This is a genomic window from Microbacterium limosum, assembly GCF_036324365.1.
GTDB classification, from domain to species: Bacteria; Actinomycetota; Actinomycetes; order Actinomycetales; family Microbacteriaceae; genus Microbacterium; species Microbacterium limosum.
This window is the reverse complement of sequence record NZ_CP137080.1, coordinates 123,298-145,852: the sequence shown is the minus strand read 5'-3', so window position 1 is coordinate 145,852 and position 22,555 is coordinate 123,298. Positions and strand designations below refer to the sequence as shown.

Below are 22,555 nucleotides of genomic sequence, written 5' to 3'. Positions count from 1 at the left end.
TCCGCGGCGGGGATCAATCGACGTATCCGGGCGCCGCCGGCAGTCCGAAGAACTCCTCGAGGGTGTGGAATCCGCCCGCGTGGTAGGCCGCCCCCAGCTCGGGCCCGATGTACCGCAGATGCCAGGCCTCGGGGTCGTAGCCCGTGATCGGCGTGTAGCCGTCTTCGTAGCGCACGATCCAGCCGTACCGCCACCCGTTCTCGACCACCCAGGCCGACAGGGCCGTCCCACCGAACTGCTCCGACGACCCGCAGCCGGGATCGCAGGCGAAGACGTCCACCGCGAGCGCCGTCTGGTGCTCGCTGTGACCGGGCCGGGCGGCCAGGCGCTCCCCCGCCTCGCGACCGAGCTCGGCGACCCGCTGCGAGTGGATCCGCTGCTGCACCGAGTAGCCGCGATACCCGTTCTGCACCCCGAGGTCGCCGACGCCGGCGGCGCGTGCGGCGTCGGCCATGTCGGCGAGGGTCGGGGCGATGTCGGTGCGCACCGCGGCGTTCGGCCCGTTGCGCGTGCCGGGCGGGGCCACCCAGTCGTACGGCGCGAAGTCGATCGGGTCGATCGGAAGCGCCTTGTTCACGACCGACCAGACGTGTGAGGCGACGCGCAGGCTGATGCAGGGCGCCACGCCGTCGATCACCGCACGTCGGAACCCTTCCCCGCCGCCCGCCGCGGCGATCACGGCGGCGTCATCGCCTTCGGCGAGCGCCTGCTGCACTCCGGGCCGGTCGCAGAGGGCGGTCACGGCCGCGGGCTCGCCCGTGAAGTCGGGGGCGGGGATCGCGCTCGCCCACGGCGCGGCCGTGACGGTCGCGGATGCCGCGGGCGCCGGCCCGCCCGCTCCCGGCCCCGCCCCGGCCAGCGCGACGCCGACGGCGACGGCGAAGGCGGCGACCACCGCCAGGCCACCGGCCCCGTAGACGAGGCGTCGGCGCACCCTCTCGGGAGACGTTGCGCGCTCCCGCTCGAGCCTCGCCTCGGCACGAGAGGATGCGGAGCCGTCGGGGTCGGTCACCCGCCCATTCTCACCCGCACGCCGCGCAGCCGGCGAGGTGGCGCACACAGAGACGATCATGGGGCACGTCTTCTTGCTTCATCATCGAATCTGTGTTCGACTGTTCGCCATGAGGTGGCGGGGACAGCAGATCGGGGCGGTGGACGCCGACGCCCTGCCGGGGCTCGAGCGCATCGACGGGCTCGTGCGCAGCGTCACCACGCCGGAGTTCGCGGGCATCACCTTTCACGAGGTCATGTCCCGGTCGGCACTGAACCACGTGCCCGGCGACTCGGCGATGCCCTTCTCCTGGACGATCAACCCCTATCGGGGCTGCACGCATGCCTGCGCCTACTGCCTATCGCCCGACACGATGATCCTGATGGCCGACGGATTCAGCCGTTCCCTGCGGGCCGTGCAAGTCGGCGATGAGATCATGGGCACCCAGGTTCACGGCTCATACCGTCGCTACGTGCGCACGCGGGTGGACGCCAAATGGTCGACTCGCAAGCGCGCCCATCGCGTTCACCTGGCCGATGGCACACAACTCGTGGCGAGCGGTGACCACCGATTCCTCAGCGACCGGGGCTGGAAGCACGTCACGGGCGCGACAAGCGGAGCAGCTCGCCGTCCTCACCTGACGACAAGCAACCGCCTGATGGGATTCGGGTTCGGCGGTGAGCGCTTCTTCCGCATCACCGAGCCATCCATCAGCCGCAAGCTCGACCTGTCGGGGACGGCAGTCAAGACGGTCTCAGACCTGCGCATCGAGTCGATCGACGATCTCGGCGTCGAGATGGACATGATCGACATCACGACCGGCACCGGCGACTTCATCGCCAATGGGGTGATCAGCCACAACTGCTTCGCCCGCGGGACGCACGAGTACCTCGACTTCGACGCGGGCCGGGACTTCGACTCGCAGATCGTCGTGAAGATCAACGTCGCCGATGTGCTGCGGCGCGAGCTCGCCTCCGCGACCTGGCAGCGCGAGCACGTCGCGCTCGGCACGAACACCGATCCCTACCAGCGGGCCGAGGGGCGCTACCGGCTCATGCCCGACATCATCGAGACCCTGGCCGCGTCGGGCACACCGCTGTCGGTGCTGACGAAGGGCACGCTCATCCGGCGCGACCTGCCCCTCCTGCGGCAGGCTGCGGAGAACGTACCGGTCGACCTGTCGTTCTCGATCGCCGTCTTCGACGAGGCCCTGCAGCAGTCGCTCGAGCCCGGGACGCCCACCACGACCGCGCGGCTCGAGGCGGTGCGCGCGGCATCCGACGCCGGGTTCGCCGTCACGGTCTTCCTCATGCCGGTCCTCCCGCATCTCACCGACTCGGTCGCGGCGATCGACGACGCCCTCGCACGCATCGCCGCGGCGGGCGCACGCCGCGTGATCTACGGCGCGCTGCACCTGCGCCCGGGCGTGAAGCCCTGGTTCCTCCAGTGGCTCGAGCGCGAACACCCCGAGCTCGTGTCGTCCTATCGCGGCCTGTACCCCGGCCAGACGTCGTACGCCCCGAAGGGCTACCGCGTGTGGCTCGCCAAGCGCGTGCGCCCGCTCCTGCGCGCGCACCGGCTGGACGGCGGCGACGAGGACGAGCAGCCGATGCGGGCAGCCGCGCCGGGGCCCGTCCTGGCCACCGGACGGCGCGGTGCGGGGGCGGCGCCGAGGTTCGCCGACCCCACCCTCTTCTGAGGGCGTCCGCACGGCGACGAGGAGGGCTCCCCGACGAGCCGGGGCGCCCTCCTGCAGGTCCGCGGTCCCTAGGCGGTGAGCTCGGCCGCCGTCGGAGACGACCCCGCCAGCTCGTCGATCACGTCGTCGCCCGGGGAGACCTCCTCGAACGGCGCCGTGATCTCCGCGCGGGAGAGCATCTCGGTCATGCGCCGGCGGCGCTGACGCGTGATCAGCGTGACCACCCGTCCCGTCGCTCCGGCACGCCCCGTCCGGCCCGACCGGTGCAGGTAGGTCTTGTACTCGTCGGGCGCGTCGGCCTGGACCACGAGGTCGATGTCGTCGACGTGGATGCCGCGGGCCGCGACATCCGTCGCCACCAGCACCCGCACGCGTCCCGAGGTGAGGCGCTGCAGGTTGCGGGTGCGCTTGGCCTGGTTGAGATCGCCGTGGAGGGAGACCGCGGGGATGCCGGCGTCGTCGAACTGCTCGGCGAGCATCTCGGCGTACGCGCGCGTACGGGCGAAGACGAGCGTCTTCCCGTCGCGGTCGACGAGCCGGTCGAGGATCTCGGCCTTGTCCCGGTGGTCGATGACGAGGACGCGGTGCTCGATCGTGCTCGAGGCCTGGTCCTCTCCCGCAACCTCGTGGACGGCCGGCTCGACGAGGAACTCATCGACGAGCGCCGAGACCTCACGATCGAGCGTCGCCGAGAAAAGCAGCTTCTGCGACCCGTCGGCGGTGCGGCGGAGGATGCGCTGCACCGGCTCGAGGAACCCGAGCTCGCACATGTGGTCGGCCTCGTCGAGAACCGCGACCTGCACCTGGGAGAGGTCGAGCTTGCGCTGCTCGACGAGATCCTCGATGCGGCCCGGCGTCCCGATGATGATGTCGACGCCCTTCTTGAGCGCGCCGACCTGACGGGCCTGGGGCACGCCACCGTAGATCTGCGTCGTGAACAGCCCCACGCTGCGGGCGATGGGCTGCACGGTGCGGTCGATCTGGAGGGCGAGCTCGCGCGTCGGCGCCAGGATCAGCGCCTTCGGACGGCGGCCGAACTCGCGTCGCTGACCCGCCTGGGCGCGCAGGACGCTCTCGACCAGCGGCGCGCCGAAGGCGATCGTCTTGCCCGAGCCCGTGCGCCCGCGGGCGAGCACGTCACGGCCCGAGAGCACCTCGGGGATCGTGGCAGCCTGGATGGGGAACGGCGACGCCGCACCCAGTTCGGCGAGCGCCCGGACGATGTTGTCGCCCAGACCGAGATCGCCGAAGCCGACGCCGTCGACATCGGTCGCCTGGATCGCCTCGGCCTGCAGGCGCTCGTGCACGACGTCCACGCGCTGCTCCTGGGCCGCGGTGCGCTCCGGTCGCGCGTTCCAGTCCGAGCGGTTGCCTCCTGCGGCACGCGCTCCGCCGTCCCGCGAGCCTCGGGCCGCGTCGCCGCGTCCTCGCGCCGGACGGTCGTCGAACGAGCGACGAGGGCGGTCTTCGAACGACCGCGCGGGGCGGTCACCGAACTCACGACGCGGACGATCCTCGAACGACCGACGCGGACGATCACCCTCATCACGGCGAGGACGCCCCTCGAACGACCGACGCGGACGATCACCCTCATCACGACGGGGACGCCCCTCGAACGACCGCGCCGGACGGTCCTCGCGGGGGCCGCGCTCGGGGCGGGGCGGGCGGGCGTCGTCGAAGCGGCCGCCGCGCGCGTCGCGGCTGTGGGTGCGGATGCCGCGGGCCTCGTCGCGGCCCGCCTTCTCCTGCGCGCTCCAGCGGCGCTTCCCGGCGGGCTCGGCCTCGTCGGGACGGTGTCCGCGGTGCCCCGCGCTGCGGCTTCCGGGCTTGGCCGCGGAGCGCTGGCCGTACCTCGGGTCGAAGTTCGCGGCCGGGCGGCCGCCTGCGGGCTTCTTGTTCTTCGGCATGGGGATGCCTTCCTGGGTTGTTCTCGCACGCGAACAGCGCTCGAGCGCACTCGAGCGAAACCCGGACATCCGTCGGCCGGGGCCATTGTCGTGATGGTCATGTGCACCGATCGGCGCTCACCATCGGCCCCATGAACTCACAAACCCATCCGCGCACACGCGCAGTGTTCAGAGCCGACCTCCCCAGCGTAGCCGACGCCACCTGACCGACCGCCGAGGGCGCCTAGCATGGGTGGGACACGACGGAGGATGACGATGACCGACAGCGACGACGCCGGCACCGACCCCACCGGTCGTCAGCACCTCCTGCGCACTTCCGACGGACGGGTCAGTGCCCAGGTCGCGCAGGTCGGCGCGTCGCTGCGCGCCCTCCGCGTCGCGGGGGTCGACCTCGTGCCGCCCTACCCGGCGGGTTCGCCGACGCCCGCGGCATCCGGGATCGTGCTCGCTCCCTGGCCGAACCGCGTGCGCGACGGGGTGTGGACACAGCGCGGCGTGACACGCGAACTGGCGCTGTCGGAGCGGAAGTTCCACAACGCCGCCCACGGCCTGCTGCGCTTCACCTCCTACGAGCCGGTCGCCACCACGGCCGGGGAGCTGACGCTCGGGGCCGACATCGTGCCGCAGACGGGATATCCGTTCCATCTGCGCACCCGGGTGTCGTACCGCCTCGTTCCCGACGGCATCGCCATCGCGCACGAGATCGTCAACCTCGGCGGCGAGGACGCGCCGGTCGCACTCGGCGCTCACCCCTATCTCATGCTCTCCACCGCCGACACCGCGGACCTGACCCTCACCTCACCGGGTGCGACGCGCTTCGTCGTCGACGATCGGAAGCTCCCCGTCGACGAGGTCCCCGTCGACGGGTCGACCGACCTGCGCGAGGGCCGGCGGGTGGGCGACATCGAGATGGACACCGCCTTCGGCTCGCTCCGACGCGATGAGGATGGGGTCGCGCGAACGACCCTCACCGCCCCCTCCGGCCAGACCGTCACCCTCTGGCAGGGCGCCGGCTTCGATTACGTGCAGATCTTCACGACGGACCGCTACCCCGGCCAGCCTCTCGCGATCGCCGTCGAGCCGATGACCGCCCCCGCCGACGCGCTGAACTCGGGCCGCTCGCTGCGGTGGCTCGCTCCCGGCGAGGAATGGCTTCTCGAGTGGGGCATCACGTCCGGCGGCCTGTGACCGGACGCATCTCCCCCGGGGCATGAAGCCGCGACCGCGGAAGTATATGCCGGCTGTCTGTAGCGAAAACGCAATGACAGGGCGGTATAATTCGGCAACTAAAGATGCGAGCTGCGTTCATGGGGAACACGAACACATAACGGCGCTACGGTCTGAGGAGTCGGCGCACGCACCGCCACTGGGGACTTCTCGGTTCGGACCCGTCACATCCTCCGAACGCCTGAAAGGTGACCTGACGTGACAACCCCCGGTCCCGTCGATCTTATCGCCCCGTCAGCGCCTTCGAGCCTGCGACCCTGGCGTGCGCTGCGGACGACCCTGATCGCCGGAAGCGCCGTCGGCGCCGCCGCCCTCCTCACGCCTTTTGACATGCAGGTGCCGCTCTGGGGCGGCTGGTCGGCCGGTGCTCTCACCGCGCTCGCCGCCGCAACGACGGCGGCCGTCATCGCCCTGAGGGCGCATGCTCACGTCATCACCGACGACAGCGACACGCCGCGGGCCGATGCCCTCGACCGGGCCGCCGCGGCCGTCGCGTACGCACTGATCGCGGGTCTGGCGGTCGCGCTCGTCTTCATCGCCTGCGACTGGCTTGCCGACGACCGGGCGGCGAATCTCCTGCAGGCCACGGTGCTCGCCTCCGCCTCGCTGACCTTCGTCGCGTTCGCGGTATCGGCATCGGCCCGTCACACCGGCACGATCCACGCCGTCGCGCTGCTCATGACACTGATCGCGGTCGGGTCGCTCACCTCCATCGCCACCACCCCGGATCCCGACTGGTGGGTCCTCTACTTCAGTCAGCTCGGCGCGTTCCGGGTCTTCTCCGGATTCGTCTTCAACGGAACCCTCATCATGACGGGTGCTCTCATCCTCGTCTTCTCCGTGCGCGTGCACCGCGAGATGACGAAGATGCACCGGCGCTCCGTCCTGCGCAGCCGCCGTGCGCCCCGCACCCTCGCGTTCCTGGTCGGTGCGGTCGGCTTCCACCTGGCGATGGTGGGCTTCATCCCCGTCAACACGCTGCAGTTCTGGCACGACCGCGCCGCGACCGGCATGACGCTCGCCTTCGCCGGCATGCTGGCGACCACTCCGTGGCTGCTGCGTGGAATGCCGGGGCGCATCTTCCGATCCACCGCGTGGGTCTCCGGCATCCTGCTGGTCGGCGCCGTCCTCTTCATCTTCGGGATCATCAACCTGACCGCGTTCGAGGTGCTCGCGTTCGCTCTCATGTTCACCTGGATCGGCGTCTTCGCGATCGACATGGACCGTGCGCAGCCACGCCGAGCCGACAGCGGAGACACCGCGGTGACGCCGAGCGGCGTGCCGGTGGCCGCCGCGGCGACGGGACCCCGGCGATCCCTCAGCGCGCGCCGTCGTCGTGTCGGGGTCGGAGCGTCTGCTGCACGGCGGGCGCCGGCGGCAGGCCCCCGATCGAGCCGCCCTTCGCGCTCTGCTCGGCCGTCGCGTTCTCCGTCGCCGCGGCGTCACCCGCGCCCGACCTCGGCCCGCGCGGACGCGGAGCCGAGCTTAGGCTAGCGCCGCCGTCACGGCGGTCGGCGCGACGTTCTCTCGCCCCCTCGACGAGGTTGTAAAGGGTGGGAAGCACGATGAGCGTCAAGACCGTCGACGACACCAGCCCGCCGATCACGACGACGGCGAGTGGCTGCGAGATGAATCCGCCGTGGCCCGTGATGCCGAGAGCCATCGGCGCGAGAGCGAGGATCGTCGCAAGCGCCGTCATCAGGATCGGCCGGAGTCGACGGGATCCGCCGGCAAGGGTGGCCTCCCGCGCGCTCAGACCGCGCTCGCGGTACTGATTGACGAGGTCGATCAGCACGATCGCGTTCGTGACGACGATGCCGACGAGCATGACCGCCCCGATCATCCCGGGGATGCCGAGAGGAACGCCGGTCAGGACGAGGAGCCCCACGGCTCCCGTCCCCGCCAGGGGCACCGAGACGAGCAGAAGCAGCGGCTGCCGCAGCGAGCGGAAGGTCGCGACCATGATCACGTAGACGATGAGGATCGCGGCGAGGATCGCCAGGCCCAGCTGCGCGAAGCCCTCCGTCTGATCGGCGAGCACGCCGCCGACCGCGGCATCCGCCCCCGTGGGCAGGTCGACCTCGTCGAGGACAGCCTGCACCGATGCCGATGCCACCTGCAGGTTGTCGGTCGAGGGGGTGACGCTGATCGTCGCCGTGCGCTGCCCGCGCTCGGTCGTGATCGAGGCCGGGCTCTCGCTCCGCTCGACCGCTGCGATCTCGTCGAGGCGTACGGTCCCGGAGACGGTGGGGATGCTCAGGGCCCGCAGCTGGTCGAGCGTGGCCGGTGCATCGGATGCCGCGACGTACACCGACAGCGCGCTGCCGTCGACCTCGATCGAGCCCGCCTGCTGCGGCTGCATCGCGCGCGACACGATCCCGCCCACGGCCACCTCCGACAGGCCCCGCTCGGCGGCCGCCTGCCGGTCGACGTCGACGGAGATGAACGGGAGCGACGCGGAGAGGTTCGTCGTGATCTGGCCGATGCCCTCGCGTCCGTCGAGCTCCGCCGCGACGATGTCCGTCGCCTCCTGCAGCGTGACGGCATCGGGAGCGCTCACGGCGATCTCGACATCGCTGGAGCCGAACCCGCCGCCGCCGCCGGCGATCGTGATCTCGCCGGCATCCTCGAGGTCGGCCACCGCCTCGCGCACGCGCTCGCGCACCTCGACCTGGTCGGCGTCCGCGTCGGTCGTGATCGAGTAGGTGATGCCGGAGCCGCCGCCGCCGAACGCGTCGAGCAGCTGGGAGCCCGACGACCCGATCGAGACCTGCACCGTCTCGATGCCCGCCACTCCCGCGAGGATGCGCTCGACCTCCGCGGCCGCCGCGTCCTCCGCGGCGAGGCTCGGCGCGGGGCCGATCTCCTGCGTCATGGTGAAGGTGTTCTGCCCGGTGTCACCGAGGAAGTTGACCTTCAGCAGGGGCGACAGGCTCAGGGCCACGGTGCCGGCCAGGAGGGCCACGGACAGCCCCAGCGTGACCCAGGAGTGGCGGAGCGTCCAGCCGAGCACGGGAAGGTACGACTTCTGCAGCCGGTCGGGCGGGGCGTCGGGGGATTCGGGGTCGACCGCGCGGCCCTCGTCGTCGACGACGGCCTTGCCGGGGCGGAGGAACCAGTAGGCGAGCACCGGCACGATCGTGAGCGCGACGAGGAGCGATGCGAGCAGCGCGATGGTGATCGTCACGGAGAAGGGACGGAAGAGCTCGCCCGTGATGTCGCCGACGAACGCGATGGGCAGGAACACCGCCACGCTCGTGAGCGTCGACGACGTGATCGCCCCCGCCACCTCGCGCACGGCGGCGACGATGGCGGGGAGCTTCGGGGCATCGCCGACGTAGTGGCGCTTGATGTTCTCGATCACCACGATCGAGTCGTCCACGACGCGGCCGATCGCGATCGTGAGAGCGCCGAGTGTGAGCAGGTTGAGCGAGTACCCGAACGCCTGCAGACCGACGAAGGTGATGAGGATGCTCGTCGGGATGGAGATCGCGGTGACGAGCGTGGAGCGGACGGAGAAGAGGAACACGAGGATGACGAGCACCGCGAAGACGAGTCCGAGCAGGCCCTCCTGGGCCAGGGCCTCGATCGACTGCTCGATGTAGGGCGCCTGATCGAACACGATCGTGAACTCGGCGCCGCCGAGCGAGTCGGCCAGCTCAGGGAGCAGGCCCGTGACGCCCCGGGAGACGTCGACCGTATTGGCCGCGGGGAGCTTCGTGACGGCGATGGTGAGCGCCGGCTCGCCGTCCACCCGCGAGATGGTCGTCACGGGATCCTGGTTCTCGGCGACCGTGGCGACGTCGGCGATCGTCGTCGCGCCCGCCGAGAGCTGACCCGCGTCCGTCGGGACGAGGGGCAGCGCGGCGAGCTCGTCGACGGTCGTGATCTTCGACCCCGTCTGCACGGTCAGGGTCTCGTCACCCTCGGAGATCTCCCCGCCGGGGAAGAGCACGCCGTTCTGGTCGAGCGCGTCGGTGATCGCCTGCTGCGTGTAGCCGCGCTCGGCGAGGCGCTCGAGGTCGGGCGTGATCGTCACCCGCTGCCCGATCCCGCCGACGATCTGGGCGGCGTTGACCCCCGCGACGTCCTCGAGGTCGGGGATGACGCTGGCCTCGAGGAGCCGTTGGATGCCCTCGGCATCCTCGTACCCCGTGACGGCCACCTGGATGACGGGGAAGTCGTCGATGCTCGCCGAGAGGACGTTCGGCTCGACGGACTCCGGCAACTGGCCGTCGATGCGGTTGATCGCCTGGACGATCTTCTGTTCGGCGGTCGTCAGGTCGGTGCCGTACGTGAACGACGCCTGGATGATCGAGGCGTTCGTCGTGCTCGTGGCCACCGTCGACTCGAGGCCGTCGACGCCCTGGATCGCGGTCTCTATCGGTGTCGAGACGTCATTCGAGACGACGTCCGGCGACGCGCCGGGATAGGTCGTCACGATCGCGAGCTGCGGGAACTCGACCGAGGGGATGAGTTCCTGCTTCAGGTTCGCCAGCGCGAGGCCGCCGAAGACGGCGGCGACGATCGTGACGAGGGCGATGAGCGCGCGGTTGCGCAGACTGAACACGGCGAGCTTCGACACGGGCGACCTTCGCGGGAGTGCTCGGGCGTCGCGACGGCGACGTTCGATACGGAGGTGTATCGAAGTTCAGTATCTCATCCGAGCACCGCCCCGGCGGCGACCGAGCCCGCGAGCACACCGAGCGCCGCGGCGGCGAGCGCGGCGGCGGCGGTGCCGAGCACGTTCGCCCAGAAGAGGCGGCGCTGCCGCCTCTCCCAGAGGAGGACGGATTCGACGGCGACGGTCGAGAACGTCGTGTAGCCGCCGAGGAGGCCGGTGCCGACGGCCGCGATCACCGCGGCATCCAGCGCGGCGGAGGCGCCCGTGACGACTCCCAGCGCGAACGAGCCCGTGACGTTGATGAGGAGGATCGCCCAGGGGAAGCGGGCACGGAGGACCCGCCCGAGCGCGACATCGACGAACCAGCGCGCACCCGCGCCGGCGCCCCCCGCCAGCGCCACCACGGCGAACAGCCCGATGCTCATTCGGCGCCCGCCGGGTCCTCGACCTCGCCGGGTCGATCCGCGAGCGCCCGGCCCGCGACCAGGCCCAGAAAGCCCGCCACGGCTCCGCCCGCGAGCGTGGCGATCACGAGCGCAACGCCGAGGACGGGGGTGGCCGAGGCCACCGCCTGCACCGCGAAGGCGCTGTACGTGGTGAACCCGCCCATCGCCCCGGTTCCGAGAGCCGCGCGCCAGCGCGGATGCCGGTCGTCGAGTGCGCCCACGACGACGCCGAGCAGCGCCGAACCCACCAGGTTGATCGCGAGCGTCATGATGGGCGCGGCGTCTGCCGGGACCAGGAGGAGGAGGCCCTCCCGCGCGGCGACACCGAGCGTGCCGCCGAGGATCACGAGGGGCAGGAGGCTCCAGCGGATCGGGGACACCCCCCCAACGCTACGCCCGACGCCTCAGGACAGCAGGTCGCGGATCGCCGACTCGGGCGCGATGGAGAGATCGAGCACCTGCCCGCGCGCGTACCGCGCGAAGACCCGCGGGTCGATGTAGCTCGACTTCGCCACGGCGGGGGTGTTGCCCAGCGCCTCCGCCGTCGAGCGGATCGCCGATCGCTCGGCCGCCGCGCGATCCTTCGCCGTCTTCACCGTACCCGCTCGCGCGAGCGCCTCGGCGGCGTGGATCGTGCCGCGCAGCGTGCGGAAGTCCTTCGCCGTGAATGTGCCACCCGTGAGCGCGCGCACGTAGGCGTTGACGTCGGATGGCGCGAGGGGCACGCGACGACGCCCGCGGCGATAGGACAGCAGGGCGGCGCGTGGACGCCCCGTCGCCAGCTCGGCGATCGTGGCGGCGAGGTCGGCGTCGACGACGCTCAGGGAAGCCCGCTTCCCGCTCTTGCCGGGGAAGTCGAGAATCACCGTGTCGCCGTCCACCGCGGCATCCCGCCTGATGAGCGTCGTCAACCCTCGGCTGCCGTGCGCGCGGAAGTAGCGCTCGGATCCGATCCGCGGTGCCGCCTGGTCGAGGAGCCGGAACGCCACCGCCAGGACGCGCTCGCGGTCGAGCTCCGGTCGCCGCAGTCCCACCGTCACGCGGGCACGGGCCCGCGGCAGGGCGTCGGCGAGCGCCAGTGCCCGCGCGAACTTCCCGCGATCACGCCGGGCGCTCCAGTCGGGGTGGTAGACGTACTGGCGTCGCCCCGCGTCGTCCACGCCGACCGCCTGGATGTGTCCCCGCGCCTCCCGGCAGATCCAGACGTCCGTCCAGGCGGGCGGGATGACGAGGGTCTCGATGCGATCGAGATGCACCCGCGCGACGACGCGCCCCCGGTGGTCGACGTACCGGAACCCTCGCCCCGCGCGCACGCGCGTGAAGCCCCGGTCCTCGAGCGGCCGGACCCGCTTGAGCCTCGCCACCCTCAGTGATCGCGCAGCATCGAGATGAGCTCAGCCTTGCGCTTGCCGGAGTAGCCCGTGAGCCCCAGCTCCTTCGCGCGGCCCTTCAGCTGCCGCACGGTCCAGTCCTCGTAGTCGCCCGACGACCCGCCGCGACGGCCGACCTCGCCCCGGCCGTCGCGTGCCGCCGCGTTCGATACGCGCGCGGCCTTCTCCTTCGACGCACCGTCCTTGCGGAGCTCCTCATACAGCTCCGGGTCTTTCAGGCTGTTCGATCCACGTCCCTGGGGCATGGCGACTCCTCTCGTCTGGGTGAACACCGCGATGCTAGGGCCGTGCGTCCACGGCGCGCGGGGGCTTGACAGGTGGCGTCGGCGGCGAGACCCGCAGTTACCATCGCGGGCGAGCGACCGTCAAGCCCCTCGGGAGAACCCACGGCGTAATGGCAGAGTGTCCTCGTGCTTCGGCACTCCGCTCCCACGTCCGGGGGCGACTGACATGAAAGGGAGAGACCCTCCATGAACCTCGCACTCATCATCGTCATCGTCGTTGCGATCGTCCTCGCCATCGTAGGTGGCCTGAACTCGGCGCTGAACTGGCTGCTGTGGGTCGCGATCATCGCGGGCCTCATCGCACTGATCGTCTTCCTCTTCCGGGTGATCAGCGGCAACCGCAGGGCATAGCCGCTTCTATCGGCCGGTCAGTGAATCGGGTGCACTGACCGGCCACCTCCGCGGATGCCGCGGCTCGACGTCTCGTCGGCCGCGGCATCCGCATTTCTGCGCGATGCCCTGGCATAACGCGATATAACGTGTTATCTTCACCTCACGATATATCGTGAGGTGCACGAGATGACCATGGAGAAGTGGCTCGTCCACCCCGGCGGGTCGCGGGTGATCGACCTCGAGAGCGTGCGCTCCCTCAAGGTGGGGCTCGCCGGGGGACAGATCGACGTCGTGGCGCACGATCAGCCGGGCGTGCGCATCGAAGTGCACACGGTCACCGTGAAAGACCTGCGGATCGAGGCGATCGGCGATGCCGTCGAGATCGACCACCCGCAGCTTCGGTGGGACAACTTCCTCGACGTGTTCCGCAACTTCGGGGCCGGCGGACCGCGCGCCGAGATCAGCGTCGCCGTGCCGCGCGAGGTCGCCCTCACGCTCGGGGTCGTCTCGGCATCCGCCCTCGTCTCGGGCCTGGAGCACGAGGCGCGCCTAAACACCGTCTCGGGGGATGTCATCGTCGACGGCCTGACGGGAGATCTCCAGGTGAACGCGGTCTCCGGCGACGTGCAGGCTCGTGGGCTCGTCGGCTCGCTCTCCGCCAACAGCGTCTCCGGCGACGTCGCGGCCACCGGTGGGCTGCGCAAGGCCGACGTCGACACGGTCTCCGGAGCCGTCGTCATCGACTCCGAAGGCGACATCCAGCAGATCAGCGTGAACACCATCGCCGGCAACACCACCATCCGCCTCGACGAGGGCCTCCCGGCGAACTACGTCTGCCGCAGCATCACGGGCCGGATCCAGGTGGACGGGGTGGTGCGCTCGGGCTCGGGCCCCACGACGTACACCGGCTCGACGGGTGAGCCGAGCGGAACGTTCGTCGACGTGCGCACGAACTCGGTCTCGGGAGACCTCACCGTCCTGCGCCGCCCCGGCTCCGCATCGGCGCGGGCCGGCGACATCGAGGAGGGCGCATCGTGAGCCCCGTCTTCTCCCACGGCGACCTGCGGCTGTACCTGCTCAATCTGCTCGACGAGTCTCCGCGCCACGGCTACGACATCATCCAGGCGCTCTCCGACCGCACGGGCGGCACCTATACCCCGAGCGCCGGCACGATCTACCCGCGGCTGGCCAAGCTCGAGGAGGAGGGGCTCGTCTCGAAGTCGGTCGATGGCCGCAAGACCGTCTACGCGATCACCGAGGCCGGACGCGCCGAGGTGCTCGCGCGCGCCGGGGAGCTCGAGGGCATCGAGGCGGGTCTCACCGACTCGGTGCGCCTCATCGCCGAGGAGGTGCGCGGCAGCGTGCGCGAGGCCATGAAGAGCCTTCGCGCCGATCTCGCCGCCGCCGCACGGGAACGGCACGGCGAGGCGTCACCGCCGGCGGAGGATCCGCGCGCGCACAGCCGCCAGCAGTTGCACCGGGCGGATGCCGCGCTGAACGACGTCCGCGGACGCGTCCGGGCGGAGCTGCGGGCCCACGTCGCCCGGGGTGGCGACGTCGCGGCATCCGTCGTCGACGAGCTGACCGAGGCGCTGGAGAACGCCGCGCGCACGCTGAGCGACGCGCTGAGACGCGAGCGCTGACCTACTCGGCCCAGATCTCCTCGTCGTCGGCGGCGGGCTCGGTCACGGGGACCACGAGAATCGGTCGCCCCTGACGGTGGGCGAGCCGCGCCGCCACGGAACCCGTGAAGAACTCGCGGATCGATTCGCCGAGCCCGCGGTTGCGCGTGCCGACGACGATGAGCTTCGCGTCGATCTTCTCGGCCAGGTGCTTGATGGCCAGCGCGGGATCACCGACCAGCTGCCGCATCGTCCAGGCGATGCCGCGGGAGTCGTAGACGGAGGCCGCGACGCCCCGCACCTCCTCGAGCTCGCTCTCTCCCGGCGCGATGTTCAGGTCGATCGGCGCGGAGTGCACGAACCCGTCGGGGTCTTCGTAGGTGACGAAGCGCGTGACGTCGACGTGGACGACGACGAGCGGCGCCGACATGAGGCGCGCATAGTACGCCGCCTCCTTCAGGACGCGCGTCGGCTGGCCCGGAACCACCCCGACGATCACCGCGCCGTGGATGACCTCGTCGGAATCCTCCGACCGCGCCGATGCGCCGGGATCGGTCTCGGACATGGAATCCTCCCTCCTGCCGGAGGCCGCGCATACCGGCTTCGGCACGCGCGCCCGTGCTATTCTGAATGCTACTCTTACCGGTCGCACGGACCGGTGTCATGAACGCAGCGGACATCATCACTCAGCGTCCGCAGTCACATATCGTGAGGGGGTCTCGCATGGGGCGTGGCCGTCAGAAGGCGAAGCACACCAAGATCGCCCGCGAGCTCAAGTCGTACAGCCCGTCGGTGAACTACGCTGCGCTCGAGCGCGAACTCGCACACAGCCCCGAGGGCGAAGACGAGTTCATCGACAAGTGGGCGGATGACTACGCCGACGAATACGAGGACGAGAAGGCCTGACGGGCCGCTCGTCTCAGCGGTGAACCCCAGCGGCCGCCCTGCGAGCTCGGCGCCGCTTCCACGCGGTAGGCCGCCTCGAGCGCGCGGTGCCGCGCGACCCCCGCGCGCAGGCGGCGCAGCAGGCGGCGAAGAGGACGGTCGGGTCGCTCGGCACGGACGATGTCCGCCCGGATCTCCCGCTCGAAGGGGGCCTGAGGGTCGCTCACCGTGCCACGGTAACTCGATATATCTCGAGGAAGCTGGGTGCCCCGTCAGGACGTCTGGGTTCCCTCGACCCACGCGAGGTACTCCTCCGACACGGTGCCCGTGACGTAGCGCCCGTCGAAGCAGCTGAGGTCGAGGTCGTCGAGATCCGACCCCTCGAGGATCGCCGCCTTCAGGTCCTCGACCTCCTGGTAGACGATGTAGTCGGCGCCGAGCTCCTGCGCGATCTCGGGGATCGTGCGGCCGTGCGCCACCAGCTCATGCCTCGAGGGCATGTTGATGCCGTAGACGTGAGGGAAGCGCACCGGCGGCGCGGCGGAGGCGAAGGTGACGGATTTGGCCCCGGCATCCCGCGCCATCTGGATGATCTCCTTGCTCGTCGTGCCGCGAACGATCGAGTCGTCGATCAGCAGCACGTTCTTGCCCTTGAACTCGCTCGACATGGCGTTGAGCTTCTGGCGCACGCTCTTCTTGCGCACCGCCTGCCCCGGCATGATGAACGTGCGGCCGACGTAGCGGTTCTTGTAGAACCCCTCGCGGTACTCGATGCCGAGCTTGCGGGCCACCTGCATCGCCGCGGGACGGGCCGAATCCGGGATCGGCATGACGACGTCGATCGCGCCGGCGGGCGTGTACCTCGCGATCGTGTCGGCGAGCCGCTCCCCCATGCGAAGCCGCGCCTCGTAGACCGAGATGCCGTTCATGATCGAGTCGGGGCGCGCGAGGTAGACGTACTCGAACGAGCAGGGCTTGAGCTGCGGGTCGGCGACGCACTGGCGCGTGTGCAGGGCGCCGTCGAGGTCGATGAAGACCGCCTCGCCGGGGGCGACGTCGCGCACGACGTCGTAGTCGCCGTTCTCGAGGACGAGCGACTCCGACGCGACCATCCACTCGTACCGGCCCGACTCGGTCTTGCGAGCGCCGAGGATGAGGGGGCGGATGCCGAAGGGGTCGCGGAACGCGAGCAGTCCGTATCCCGCGATGAGGGCGATCGCCGCGTACGAGCCCTCGACGCGCTCATGCACGCGGGTGACCGCCTGGAAGATCTGCTCCGGGTCGAGGTCGAGCCCCGAGATGGACGCCTGCAGCTCGTTGGCGAGCACGTTCACCAGCAGCTCCGTGTCGGAGGTGGTGTTGAGGTGACGGCGGTCTTTCGTGAACAGCTCCTGCGTGAGCTCGCGCGTGTTGGTGAGGTTGCCGTTGTGCACGAGCACGATGCCGTAGGGGGCGTTGACGTAGAAGGGCTGCGCCTCCTCCTCGTTGCCGGCGGCGCCCTTCGTGGCATAGCGCACGTGTCCGAGGCCGAGGTTTCCCATCAGCGCGCGCATGTCGCGCGTGCGGAAGGCCTCGCGCACCTGGCCTCGCGCCTTGGCGATGTGGAAGACGCCGCTCGGCTCGGCGGTCGCGATGCCCGTCGAGTCCTGGCCGCGGTGCTGCAGCAGAAGCAGCGAGTCGTAGATCTCCTGGTTGACCGGTCCCTGACCGACCATGCCGACGATGCCGCACATGGGTGTTACTTCGCTCCGTCCGTGGCGGGTGCATCCGCGCGGTAGCCGCCGACGAGGCGTACGGCGCCGCCGTCGACGCCCTTCGCCCCCTGCTCGTAGTCGCCCTCGGGGCGGGCGTCGCCGCGCACGGTTCCGACCCGCCACGCGGGCAGTCCGCCGGCGGTGAGCGCGGATGCCGCGGCATCCGCCACCGCCTCGTCGATCACCACGAGGAAGCCGATGCCGAGGTTCCATGTGCCCTCGGTGTCGGTCAGGTCGAGGTCGCCCGCCTCGGCGAGGATGCGGAAGACGGGCGGCGGCGACCAGGTCGAGCGGTCGACGTCGACCCACGTTCCGGCGGGGAGCACGCGGGCGAGGTTCGCCGCGATACCGCCCCCCGTGACGTGGCTCAGGGCGTGGAGGGCGTCGCCGTGCTCAGCGGCGAGCGCGAGGAGGGGGGTCGTGTAGAGGCGGGTCGGCTCGAGCAGCGCCTCGCCCCACGTCGCGCCGTTCACGCCGAGGTCGGGCGCGCGGTCGGCGTAGCGGATGCCGCGGCCGGCGACGATGTGGCGCACGAGCGAGTAGCCGTTGGAGTGCAGGCCGCTGGACTCGACCGCGAGAACCGCGTCGCCCGCGCGTACGCGCTGCGCGCCGAGGATGCGGGAGGCCTCGACGACCCCCGTCGCCGCGCCCGCGATGTCGTAGTCGTTCGGCCCGAGGAGACCGGGGTGCTCGGCGGTCTCGCCGCCCACGAGGGCCGTGCCGGTCTCGGCGCAGCCCCGTGCGATGCCCGCGACGATGTCGGCGATACGCTCGGGCACGAGCTTGCCGCATGCGATGTAGTCGGTCATGAACAGAGGCTTCGCGCCCACGACGACGATGTCGTCGACGACCATGCCGACGAGGTCGAGGCCGACCGTGTCGTGCTTGTCGATCGCCTGGGCGATCGCGACCTTCGTGCCGACGCCGTCAGTGCTCGTCGCCAGCAGGGGGCGCTCGAAGTCCCGCAGGGCGCTGGCATCGAACAGACCGGCGAATCCGCCGACCCCTCCCAGCACCTCCGGTCCGTGGGTGCGCCGGACCGCCGTCTTCATGAGTTCGACGGCGACGTCGCCGGCGGCGGTGTCGACACCGGCGGCGGCGTAGGGATCAGGGGAGTTTTGGTGCGAGGCTTCGGCCACCCCCACAGCCTACCGGCAGGGCAGGGGGCGCCTGCCGTCCACCGACCGCCCGCGCCTACAATATCGGCATGCACAGCGCCGGAAAGCCGGAGTGGGTGGTCCGCGAAGACGCGAGTGTCGCGGTCATCCTGGCTCTTACGCTGCGCCAGCTGATCGGCATCCGATCCCCCGAGGAGCTGCCGCCCCTCCGGGGTCTGGCCACGACCCCGGTCGGCCGGCGCGACGAGGCCACGCAGGCGCTGCTCGAGCGGCAGTGGCGCGAGTACTGGGCGCTGACCGTGGAGCCGCAGGCGCATCCGGCGACGGGACCGCTCGACCTCGTCGACGGATTCGAGACGTACGCCGCGCTGCCGGTCGAGGGGTTCGACGAGCTGCGCGAGCAGATGACGGCCCACCCCGAGGCGCTGGATTTCGCCCGCCGGGTGCACGAGCGCCATTCGTCCGAGCCGATCGGTCGGAGCGGGGTGTCGTACCGGGCCTACGCGGGCGCGATCGCGCAGCACGAGCGCGAGGTGGGCCGGCGCGCGCACTCGTTCGAGTTGAACGTCCAGGTGCTGCCGCTGTCGCAGCGCGGCGTGTGGTGGATCGGGTCGCTCACGATCGCCGTGACCGACGGCCTGCGCAGCGACGTGGTCGCGTTCGACTCGGCGATCCACCCGATCATCGCGGAGATCGCCTGACGGGGTGAAGCCGTGAGCGTGCGCACGTTCAGCGACCGCACGATTTTCAGTCGTCGACGACGGTCTCCCGGTCGGCGAGCACGGTGCGGGCGCGGCGGCCCGAGATCTTGTCGATGACGAGGGCCACGATCCCGCCGATCCCGAGGCCGATGACGCCGCAGAAGATCGCCAGGAAGCCGAAGACCTGCGCCGACGAGTACTGCACCCCCGTGAGCGGGCTCGGCCCCGCCGATCCGTTCCACGAGAACGTGAGGATCAGGGCGACGAAGATGCCGACGACGACGCCGAAGACCATGAAGACGCTGTACTTGGGCACGCGCCTCACGCTGGCGGCCAGGATCTCGTCGCTGGTCCAGTGCTGACGCCCGGCCGCGGCATCCTGCATCGCCCCGCTCTGCGCAGCGGGCGTGCCCTCGGGCTGTTCGGTGCTCACCACACCATTCTCCCACCGGATGCCGGGGCGCTGCCCCCGGGCGAGACACCACTTCTGCGTCGAGCCACCGTACGCGGCGTGGTGTCTCGGCGCGGAAGTGGTGTCTCGGCGCGGGGTGGGGGGGTCAGGGGCGGAGCGGGAGGACGTCGGAGAGGTCGGCGCGCACGCCGGAGGCCATGATGCGGCCGGCGGCCGCGGCATCCCCCCACCGCACGGCCCCCGTCGCGAGCGCGATCCACGTCGCCGCGTCGGTCTCGACGACGTTGGGCGGCGTGCCGCGCGTGTGCTGCGGCCCCTGGATCGCCTGCACGGCTCCGAACGGGGGCACCCTCACCTCGACGGCGTTGCCCGGCGCCTTCTCCACGAGCAGCTGCAGCAGGTAGCGCACGGCGGTCGCGAGATCGTCGCGGGCGGGCTCGTCGGGTGAGGCGTTCACGGCGTCGAGCGCGGCGCGGCCGTCGGCGACGGAGATCTTTCGGGGCACCCCACCACGGTACCCGGCGGGGCCCTGGGTAGGCTGGCCGGGTGAGAATCCTCGTCCTCGGCTCCGGCGCGCGAGAGCACGCCATCGTCCTCGCGCTGGCGTCTGAGGGCGCCGGGCACGACCTGCTCGCGGCCCCGGGCAACGCGGGCATCGCGCAGGTCGCGACGCTCGTCGATGTCGACCCCGTCGACCCCGTCGCGGTGAGCGACTTCGTCGAGACCGAGTCGGTCGACCTCGTCGTGATCGGGCCCGAGGCCCCCCTCGTCGCAGGGGTCGCCGACGCGCTACGCTCCCGCGGCGTGCCGGTGTTCGGCCCCGGCCGCGCCGCAGCGCAGCTGGAGGGATCCAAGGCGTTCGCCAAGCGCATCATGGATGCCGCGAAGGTGCCCACCGGCCGCGCCATGCGCGCCCAGACGCCCGCGGAGGTCGAGGCCGCGCTCGACGAGCTCGGCGCCCCCTTCGTCGTGAAGGCCGACGGCCTCGCCGCGGGCAAGGGCGTGCTCGTGACGGAGGACCGGTCCGCCGCCCTCGCCCACGCGGCGACCTACCTCGAGGGCGGTGCGGTGCTCGTGGAGGAGTTCCTCTCCGGTCCCGAGGTCTCGCTCTTCTTCCTCTCCGACGGAGACACCGTGCTGCCGCTGTCCCCCGCGCAGGACTACAAGCGCGCCTACGACGGCGACGCGGGCCCGAACACGGGCGGCATGGGCGCCTACTCCCCCCTGCCGTGGCTCGCCGAGCGCTTCGGCTCCGAGCGGGAGTTCGTCGACCTCGTCACGCGCGACATCGCCGAGCCCGTCATCCGGCGCCTGGATGCCGAGGGCACCCCCTTCATCGGTCTGCTCTACGCGGGCCTCATCCTCACCGAGCAGGGCGTCAAGGTCATCGAGTTCAACGCGCGCTTCGGCGACCCCGAGACGCAGGTCGTGCTGCCGCGCCTGCGCACGCCGCTGTCGGGCCTGCTCATGGCCGCGGCATCCGGTCACCTCGACCACGAGCCGCGGCCCGATTTCGCGGGCGACGCGGCCGTCACGGTCGTGCTCGCGAGCGAGGGCTACCCGCAGGCCCCGGTCACCGGACGGGTCATCGACGGCGCGGATGCCGCCGCATCCGTCCCCGGCGTGCACCTGGCCCACGCCGCGACCGCCGTGCGGGGCGGGGCGCTCGTCGCGACGGGAGGGCGGGTGCTCAGCGTCGTCGCGACCGGAGAGGGCTTCGGCGAAGCCCGCGAACGGGCCTACGAAGCGCTCGGGCGCATCCACCTCGAGGGTTCCCACCACCGCACCGACATCGCCGCCCGCGTCGCGGACTGACCGGGGCGCGCGCCCTCCCGATCCGGGCGCGCGCGCCGAAGCGATTGCCGGTACGGTTCTGGCAGGGGACGGTGCAGGGGGCACCGTGTTTCTGGGGGGGAGCTCGGGATGTCTGCTGACCGCATCGGGATCATCGGGGGCGGAATCGTCGGTGTCGCGCTCGCGCGCGAACTGGCGATGACGGGGGCGGGCGAGGTGACCGTCCTCGAGAAGGAGGCGCGCCTTGCGGCCCACCAGACCGGCCACAACTCCGGCGTCGTGCACGCCGGCCTGTACTACAAGCCCGGCTCGCTGAAGGCCACGCTGTGCGCCGCGGGACGGGTGTCGATCCGCGAGTTCTGCGAGGAGAAGGGGCTGCCCTACCGCGAGGTGGGCAAGCTCGTCGTCGCGGTGGACGAGACCGAACTGCCCGCTCTCGCCGAGATCGAACGACGCTCGATCGAGAACCGCGTGCCCGATCTCGTGCGCATCGACGATGTCGACCGGCTCCGGGAGATCGAGCCGCACGTCGCGGGCGTCGCCGCGGTGCACTCGCCGCACACCGCGTCGGTGGACTACGCCGCCATCACCGAGGCGATGGCGCAGGACGTGCGCGCGGCGGGCGGGCACATCCTGTTGCACAGCGAGGTGACCGGCATCCACCTGGAGAACGGCGCCGTGCGGGTGGTCACCCCCTCGGGAGAGCACGTGTTCGACCGAGTGATCGCGTGCGCGGGCCTGCAGTCCGATGTCGTCGCGCAGCTCGTCGGGGCAGACCCCTCACCCAAGATCCTCCCCTTCCGCGGCGAGTACTGGGAGCTCGCGCCCGAGCGCGGCGACCTCGTGCGCGGCATGATCTACCCGGTCCCCGACCCTCGCTTCCCCTTCCTGGGCGTGCACTTCACCCGCGGTGTGTACGACGACATCCACGTCGGGCCCAACGCGGTGCCGGCCCTGGCGCGTGAGGGATACGGCTGGCTGCGCATCTCTCCGAAGGACACGATGGCGTCGCTGCGGTGGCCCGGCGCATGGCCGCTCGCGAAGCAGCACTGGCGCATGGGGGTGGACGAGATCAGCGGGTCGCTCATCAAGCCGCTCTACTACCGCAAGGCGCGGCGCTTCATCCCCGAGCTGCGGATGAGCGACCTGACGGCGAAGACGTCGGCGGGCGTGCGCGCACAGGCCTGGGGCCGGGCCGGGGAGCTGCTCGATGACTTCGCGGTCGACCAGGTCGGGCCCGTCACGGTGCTGCGCAACGCTCCCTCCCCCGCCGCGACGAGCTCGATCGCGATCGCGCAGTACGTGATCGAGCACTACCTGAGCCGCGCCCGGGCCTGAGCCGCACCGGTCGCCAGGCCCGCGCCGAC

At 71.2% G+C, this 22,555-nt stretch carries 22 protein-coding genes and 1 pseudogene; 10 read left to right on the top strand and 13 right to left on the bottom strand.

Going from position 1 to position 22,555, the window contains the following annotated elements; translation table 11 throughout:
- Positions 1-13: 13 nt before the first annotated feature.
- The gene (locus RYJ27_RS00720; protein WP_330170901.1) at positions 14-1,012 is read right to left on the bottom strand and encodes a M15 family metallopeptidase; all 999 of its coding nucleotides are present in this window, start codon (positions 1,010-1,012) and stop codon (positions 14-16) included.
- Between the two features lie 109 nt (positions 1,013-1,121).
- Between RYJ27_RS00720 and RYJ27_RS00715 the strand changes: the two genes are divergently transcribed.
- On the top strand, positions 1,122-2,690 hold the full coding sequence (locus RYJ27_RS00715) for an Rv2578c family radical SAM protein (RefSeq protein WP_330170900.1): 1,569 nt from the start codon (positions 1,122-1,124) through the stop codon (positions 2,688-2,690).
- Between the two features lie 68 nt (positions 2,691-2,758).
- Here RYJ27_RS00715 and RYJ27_RS00710 read toward each other — a convergent pair whose 3' ends face one another.
- Positions 2,759-4,597, bottom strand: a complete 1,839-nt coding sequence (locus tag RYJ27_RS00710; RefSeq protein ID WP_330170899.1) for a DEAD/DEAH box helicase — start codon at positions 4,595-4,597, stop codon at positions 2,759-2,761.
- Between the two features lie 255 nt (positions 4,598-4,852).
- On the opposite strand from RYJ27_RS00710, the gene RYJ27_RS00705 reads away from it, so the two are divergent.
- Both RYJ27_RS00705 and RYJ27_RS00700 read left to right on the top strand, forming a co-directional pair.
- The gene (locus RYJ27_RS00705; RefSeq protein ID WP_330170898.1) at positions 4,853-5,785 is read left to right on the top strand and encodes an aldose 1-epimerase family protein; all 933 of its coding nucleotides are present in this window, start codon (positions 4,853-4,855) and stop codon (positions 5,783-5,785) included.
- Positions 5,786-6,154: 369 nt separating this feature from the next.
- Positions 6,155-7,027, top strand: a pseudogene (locus RYJ27_RS00700) (DUF998 domain-containing protein); the annotation flags it as partial.
- Positions 7,028-7,142: 115 nt separating this feature from the next.
- Here RYJ27_RS00700 and RYJ27_RS00695 read toward each other — a convergent pair.
- From RYJ27_RS00695 to RYJ27_RS00675, 5 genes are all read right to left on the bottom strand, one after another.
- Positions 7,143-10,409, bottom strand: coding sequence for an efflux RND transporter permease subunit (locus RYJ27_RS00695; protein ID WP_330170897.1), 3,267 nt, complete (start codon positions 10,407-10,409; stop codon positions 7,143-7,145).
- 74 nt (positions 10,410-10,483) lie between these two features.
- Entirely contained in the window at positions 10,484-10,873 is a 390-nt protein-coding gene (locus tag RYJ27_RS00690) for a fluoride efflux transporter FluC (protein ID WP_330170896.1), read from the bottom strand.
- The gene (locus RYJ27_RS00685; protein ID WP_330170895.1) at positions 10,870-11,274 is read right to left on the bottom strand and encodes a fluoride efflux transporter FluC; all 405 of its coding nucleotides are present in this window, start codon (positions 11,272-11,274) and stop codon (positions 10,870-10,872) included. Before RYJ27_RS00685 ends, RYJ27_RS00690 begins: the two co-directional genes overlap by 4 nt.
- 24 nt (positions 11,275-11,298) lie before the next feature.
- Positions 11,299-12,258, bottom strand: coding sequence for a DNA topoisomerase IB (locus tag RYJ27_RS00680; RefSeq protein WP_330170894.1), 960 nt, complete (start codon positions 12,256-12,258; stop codon positions 11,299-11,301).
- A 2-nt stretch (positions 12,259-12,260) separates the two neighbouring features.
- Positions 12,261-12,530: a DUF7218 family protein gene (locus tag RYJ27_RS00675; protein WP_330170893.1), complete on the bottom strand. Its 270-nt coding sequence runs from the start codon at positions 12,528-12,530 to the stop codon at positions 12,261-12,263.
- 225 nt (positions 12,531-12,755) lie between these two features.
- On the opposite strand from RYJ27_RS00675, the gene RYJ27_RS00670 reads away from it, so the two are divergent.
- The 3 genes from RYJ27_RS00670 (at position 12,756) to RYJ27_RS00660 (ending at position 14,545) form a co-directional block, all read left to right on the top strand.
- On the top strand, positions 12,756-12,920 hold the full coding sequence (locus tag RYJ27_RS00670; RefSeq protein WP_330170892.1) for a hypothetical protein: 165 nt from the start codon (positions 12,756-12,758) through the stop codon (positions 12,918-12,920).
- Between the two features lie 168 nt (positions 12,921-13,088).
- Positions 13,089-13,940 carry a DUF4097 family beta strand repeat-containing protein gene (locus tag RYJ27_RS00665; RefSeq protein ID WP_330170891.1) on the top strand — a complete coding sequence of 284 codons (852 nt, stop codon included), beginning with the start codon at positions 13,089-13,091 and terminating at the stop codon, positions 13,938-13,940.
- Positions 13,937-14,545: a PadR family transcriptional regulator gene (locus tag RYJ27_RS00660; RefSeq protein ID WP_330170890.1), complete on the top strand. Its 609-nt coding sequence runs from the start codon at positions 13,937-13,939 to the stop codon at positions 14,543-14,545. Before RYJ27_RS00665 ends, RYJ27_RS00660 begins: the two co-directional genes overlap by 4 nt.
- A gap of 1 nt (position 14,546) precedes the next feature.
- Here RYJ27_RS00660 and RYJ27_RS00655 read toward each other — a convergent pair whose 3' ends face one another.
- Complete coding sequence (locus tag RYJ27_RS00655; RefSeq protein ID WP_330170889.1) at positions 14,547-15,089, bottom strand: universal stress protein; 543 nt, start codon at positions 15,087-15,089, stop codon at positions 14,547-14,549.
- Between the two features lie 158 nt (positions 15,090-15,247).
- Between RYJ27_RS00655 and RYJ27_RS00650 the strand changes: the two genes are divergently transcribed.
- Positions 15,248-15,430: a DUF3073 domain-containing protein gene (locus tag RYJ27_RS00650; protein ID WP_330170888.1), complete on the top strand. Its 183-nt coding sequence runs from the start codon at positions 15,248-15,250 to the stop codon at positions 15,428-15,430.
- Here RYJ27_RS00650 and RYJ27_RS00645 read toward each other — a convergent pair.
- From RYJ27_RS00645 to purM, 3 genes are read right to left on the bottom strand one after another with little or no spacing between them, the layout of a single operon-like run.
- A complete protein-coding gene (locus tag RYJ27_RS00645) occupies positions 15,397-15,636 on the bottom strand; it encodes a hypothetical protein (protein WP_330170887.1) in 240 nt (79 codons plus the stop codon). The genes RYJ27_RS00650 and RYJ27_RS00645 overlap by 34 nt on opposite strands.
- Positions 15,637-15,681: 45 nt before the next feature.
- A complete protein-coding gene (purF, locus tag RYJ27_RS00640) occupies positions 15,682-17,142 on the bottom strand; it encodes an amidophosphoribosyltransferase (RefSeq protein WP_330170886.1) in 1,461 nt (486 codons plus the stop codon).
- 5 nt (positions 17,143-17,147) lie between these two features.
- Positions 17,148-18,302 (bottom strand): phosphoribosylformylglycinamidine cyclo-ligase, encoded by a 1,155-nt coding sequence (purM, locus tag RYJ27_RS00635; protein WP_330170885.1) that lies wholly within the window; start codon positions 18,300-18,302, stop codon positions 17,148-17,150.
- A gap of 68 nt (positions 18,303-18,370) precedes the next feature.
- On the opposite strand from purM, the gene RYJ27_RS00630 reads away from it, so the two are divergent.
- Positions 18,371-18,982, top strand: coding sequence for a zinc-binding alcohol dehydrogenase (locus RYJ27_RS00630; RefSeq protein WP_330170884.1), 612 nt, complete (start codon positions 18,371-18,373; stop codon positions 18,980-18,982).
- 46 nt (positions 18,983-19,028) lie between these two features.
- On the opposite strand, the gene RYJ27_RS00625 is transcribed toward RYJ27_RS00630, so the two are convergent.
- On the bottom strand, positions 19,029-19,415 hold the full coding sequence (locus RYJ27_RS00625) for a potassium transporter Trk (protein WP_330170883.1): 387 nt from the start codon (positions 19,413-19,415) through the stop codon (positions 19,029-19,031).
- Between the two features lie 124 nt (positions 19,416-19,539).
- A complete protein-coding gene (locus RYJ27_RS00620) occupies positions 19,540-19,899 on the bottom strand; it encodes a sterol carrier family protein (RefSeq protein WP_330170882.1) in 360 nt (119 codons plus the stop codon).
- A gap of 41 nt (positions 19,900-19,940) precedes the next feature.
- Between RYJ27_RS00620 and purD the strand changes: the two genes are divergently transcribed.
- Both purD and lhgO read left to right on the top strand, forming a co-directional pair.
- Complete coding sequence (gene purD, locus RYJ27_RS00615; RefSeq protein ID WP_330170881.1) at positions 19,941-21,209, top strand: phosphoribosylamine--glycine ligase; 1,269 nt, start codon at positions 19,941-19,943, stop codon at positions 21,207-21,209.
- A 108-nt stretch (positions 21,210-21,317) separates the two neighbouring features.
- Positions 21,318-22,526 carry an L-2-hydroxyglutarate oxidase gene (lhgO, locus tag RYJ27_RS00610; protein WP_330170880.1) on the top strand — a complete coding sequence of 403 codons (1,209 nt, stop codon included), beginning with the start codon at positions 21,318-21,320 and terminating at the stop codon, positions 22,524-22,526.
- Positions 22,527-22,555: the final 29 nt, after the last annotated feature.

Excerpts from the sequence above, each read along its gene's own strand:
- RYJ27_RS00715 (WP_330170900.1), top strand. The coding sequence starts at position 1,122 with ATGAGGTGGCGGGGACAGCAGATCGGGGCGGTGGACGCCGACGCCCTG.
- RYJ27_RS00710 (WP_330170899.1), bottom strand. The coding sequence starts at position 4,597 with ATGCCGAAGAACAAGAAGCCCGCAGGCGGCCGCCCGGCCGCGAACTTC.
- RYJ27_RS00705 (WP_330170898.1), top strand. The coding sequence starts at position 4,853 with ATGACCGACAGCGACGACGCCGGCACCGACCCCACCGGTCGTCAGCAC.
- RYJ27_RS00690 (WP_330170896.1), bottom strand. The coding sequence starts at position 10,873 with ATGAGCATCGGGCTGTTCGCCGTGGTGGCGCTGGCGGGGGGCGCCGGC.
- RYJ27_RS00675 (WP_330170893.1), bottom strand. The coding sequence starts at position 12,530 with ATGCCCCAGGGACGTGGATCGAACAGCCTGAAAGACCCGGAGCTGTAT.
- RYJ27_RS00670 (WP_330170892.1), top strand. The coding sequence starts at position 12,756 with ATGAACCTCGCACTCATCATCGTCATCGTCGTTGCGATCGTCCTCGCC.
- RYJ27_RS00665 (WP_330170891.1), top strand. The coding sequence starts at position 13,089 with ATGACCATGGAGAAGTGGCTCGTCCACCCCGGCGGGTCGCGGGTGATC.
- RYJ27_RS00655 (WP_330170889.1), bottom strand. The coding sequence starts at position 15,089 with ATGTCCGAGACCGATCCCGGCGCATCGGCGCGGTCGGAGGATTCCGAC.
- RYJ27_RS00650 (WP_330170888.1), top strand. The coding sequence starts at position 15,248 with ATGGGGCGTGGCCGTCAGAAGGCGAAGCACACCAAGATCGCCCGCGAG.
- purF (WP_330170886.1), bottom strand. The coding sequence starts at position 17,142 with ATGTGCGGCATCGTCGGCATGGTCGGTCAGGGACCGGTCAACCAGGAG.
- RYJ27_RS00630 (WP_330170884.1), top strand. The coding sequence starts at position 18,371 with ATGCACAGCGCCGGAAAGCCGGAGTGGGTGGTCCGCGAAGACGCGAGT.
- lhgO (WP_330170880.1), top strand. The coding sequence starts at position 21,318 with ATGTCTGCTGACCGCATCGGGATCATCGGGGGCGGAATCGTCGGTGTC.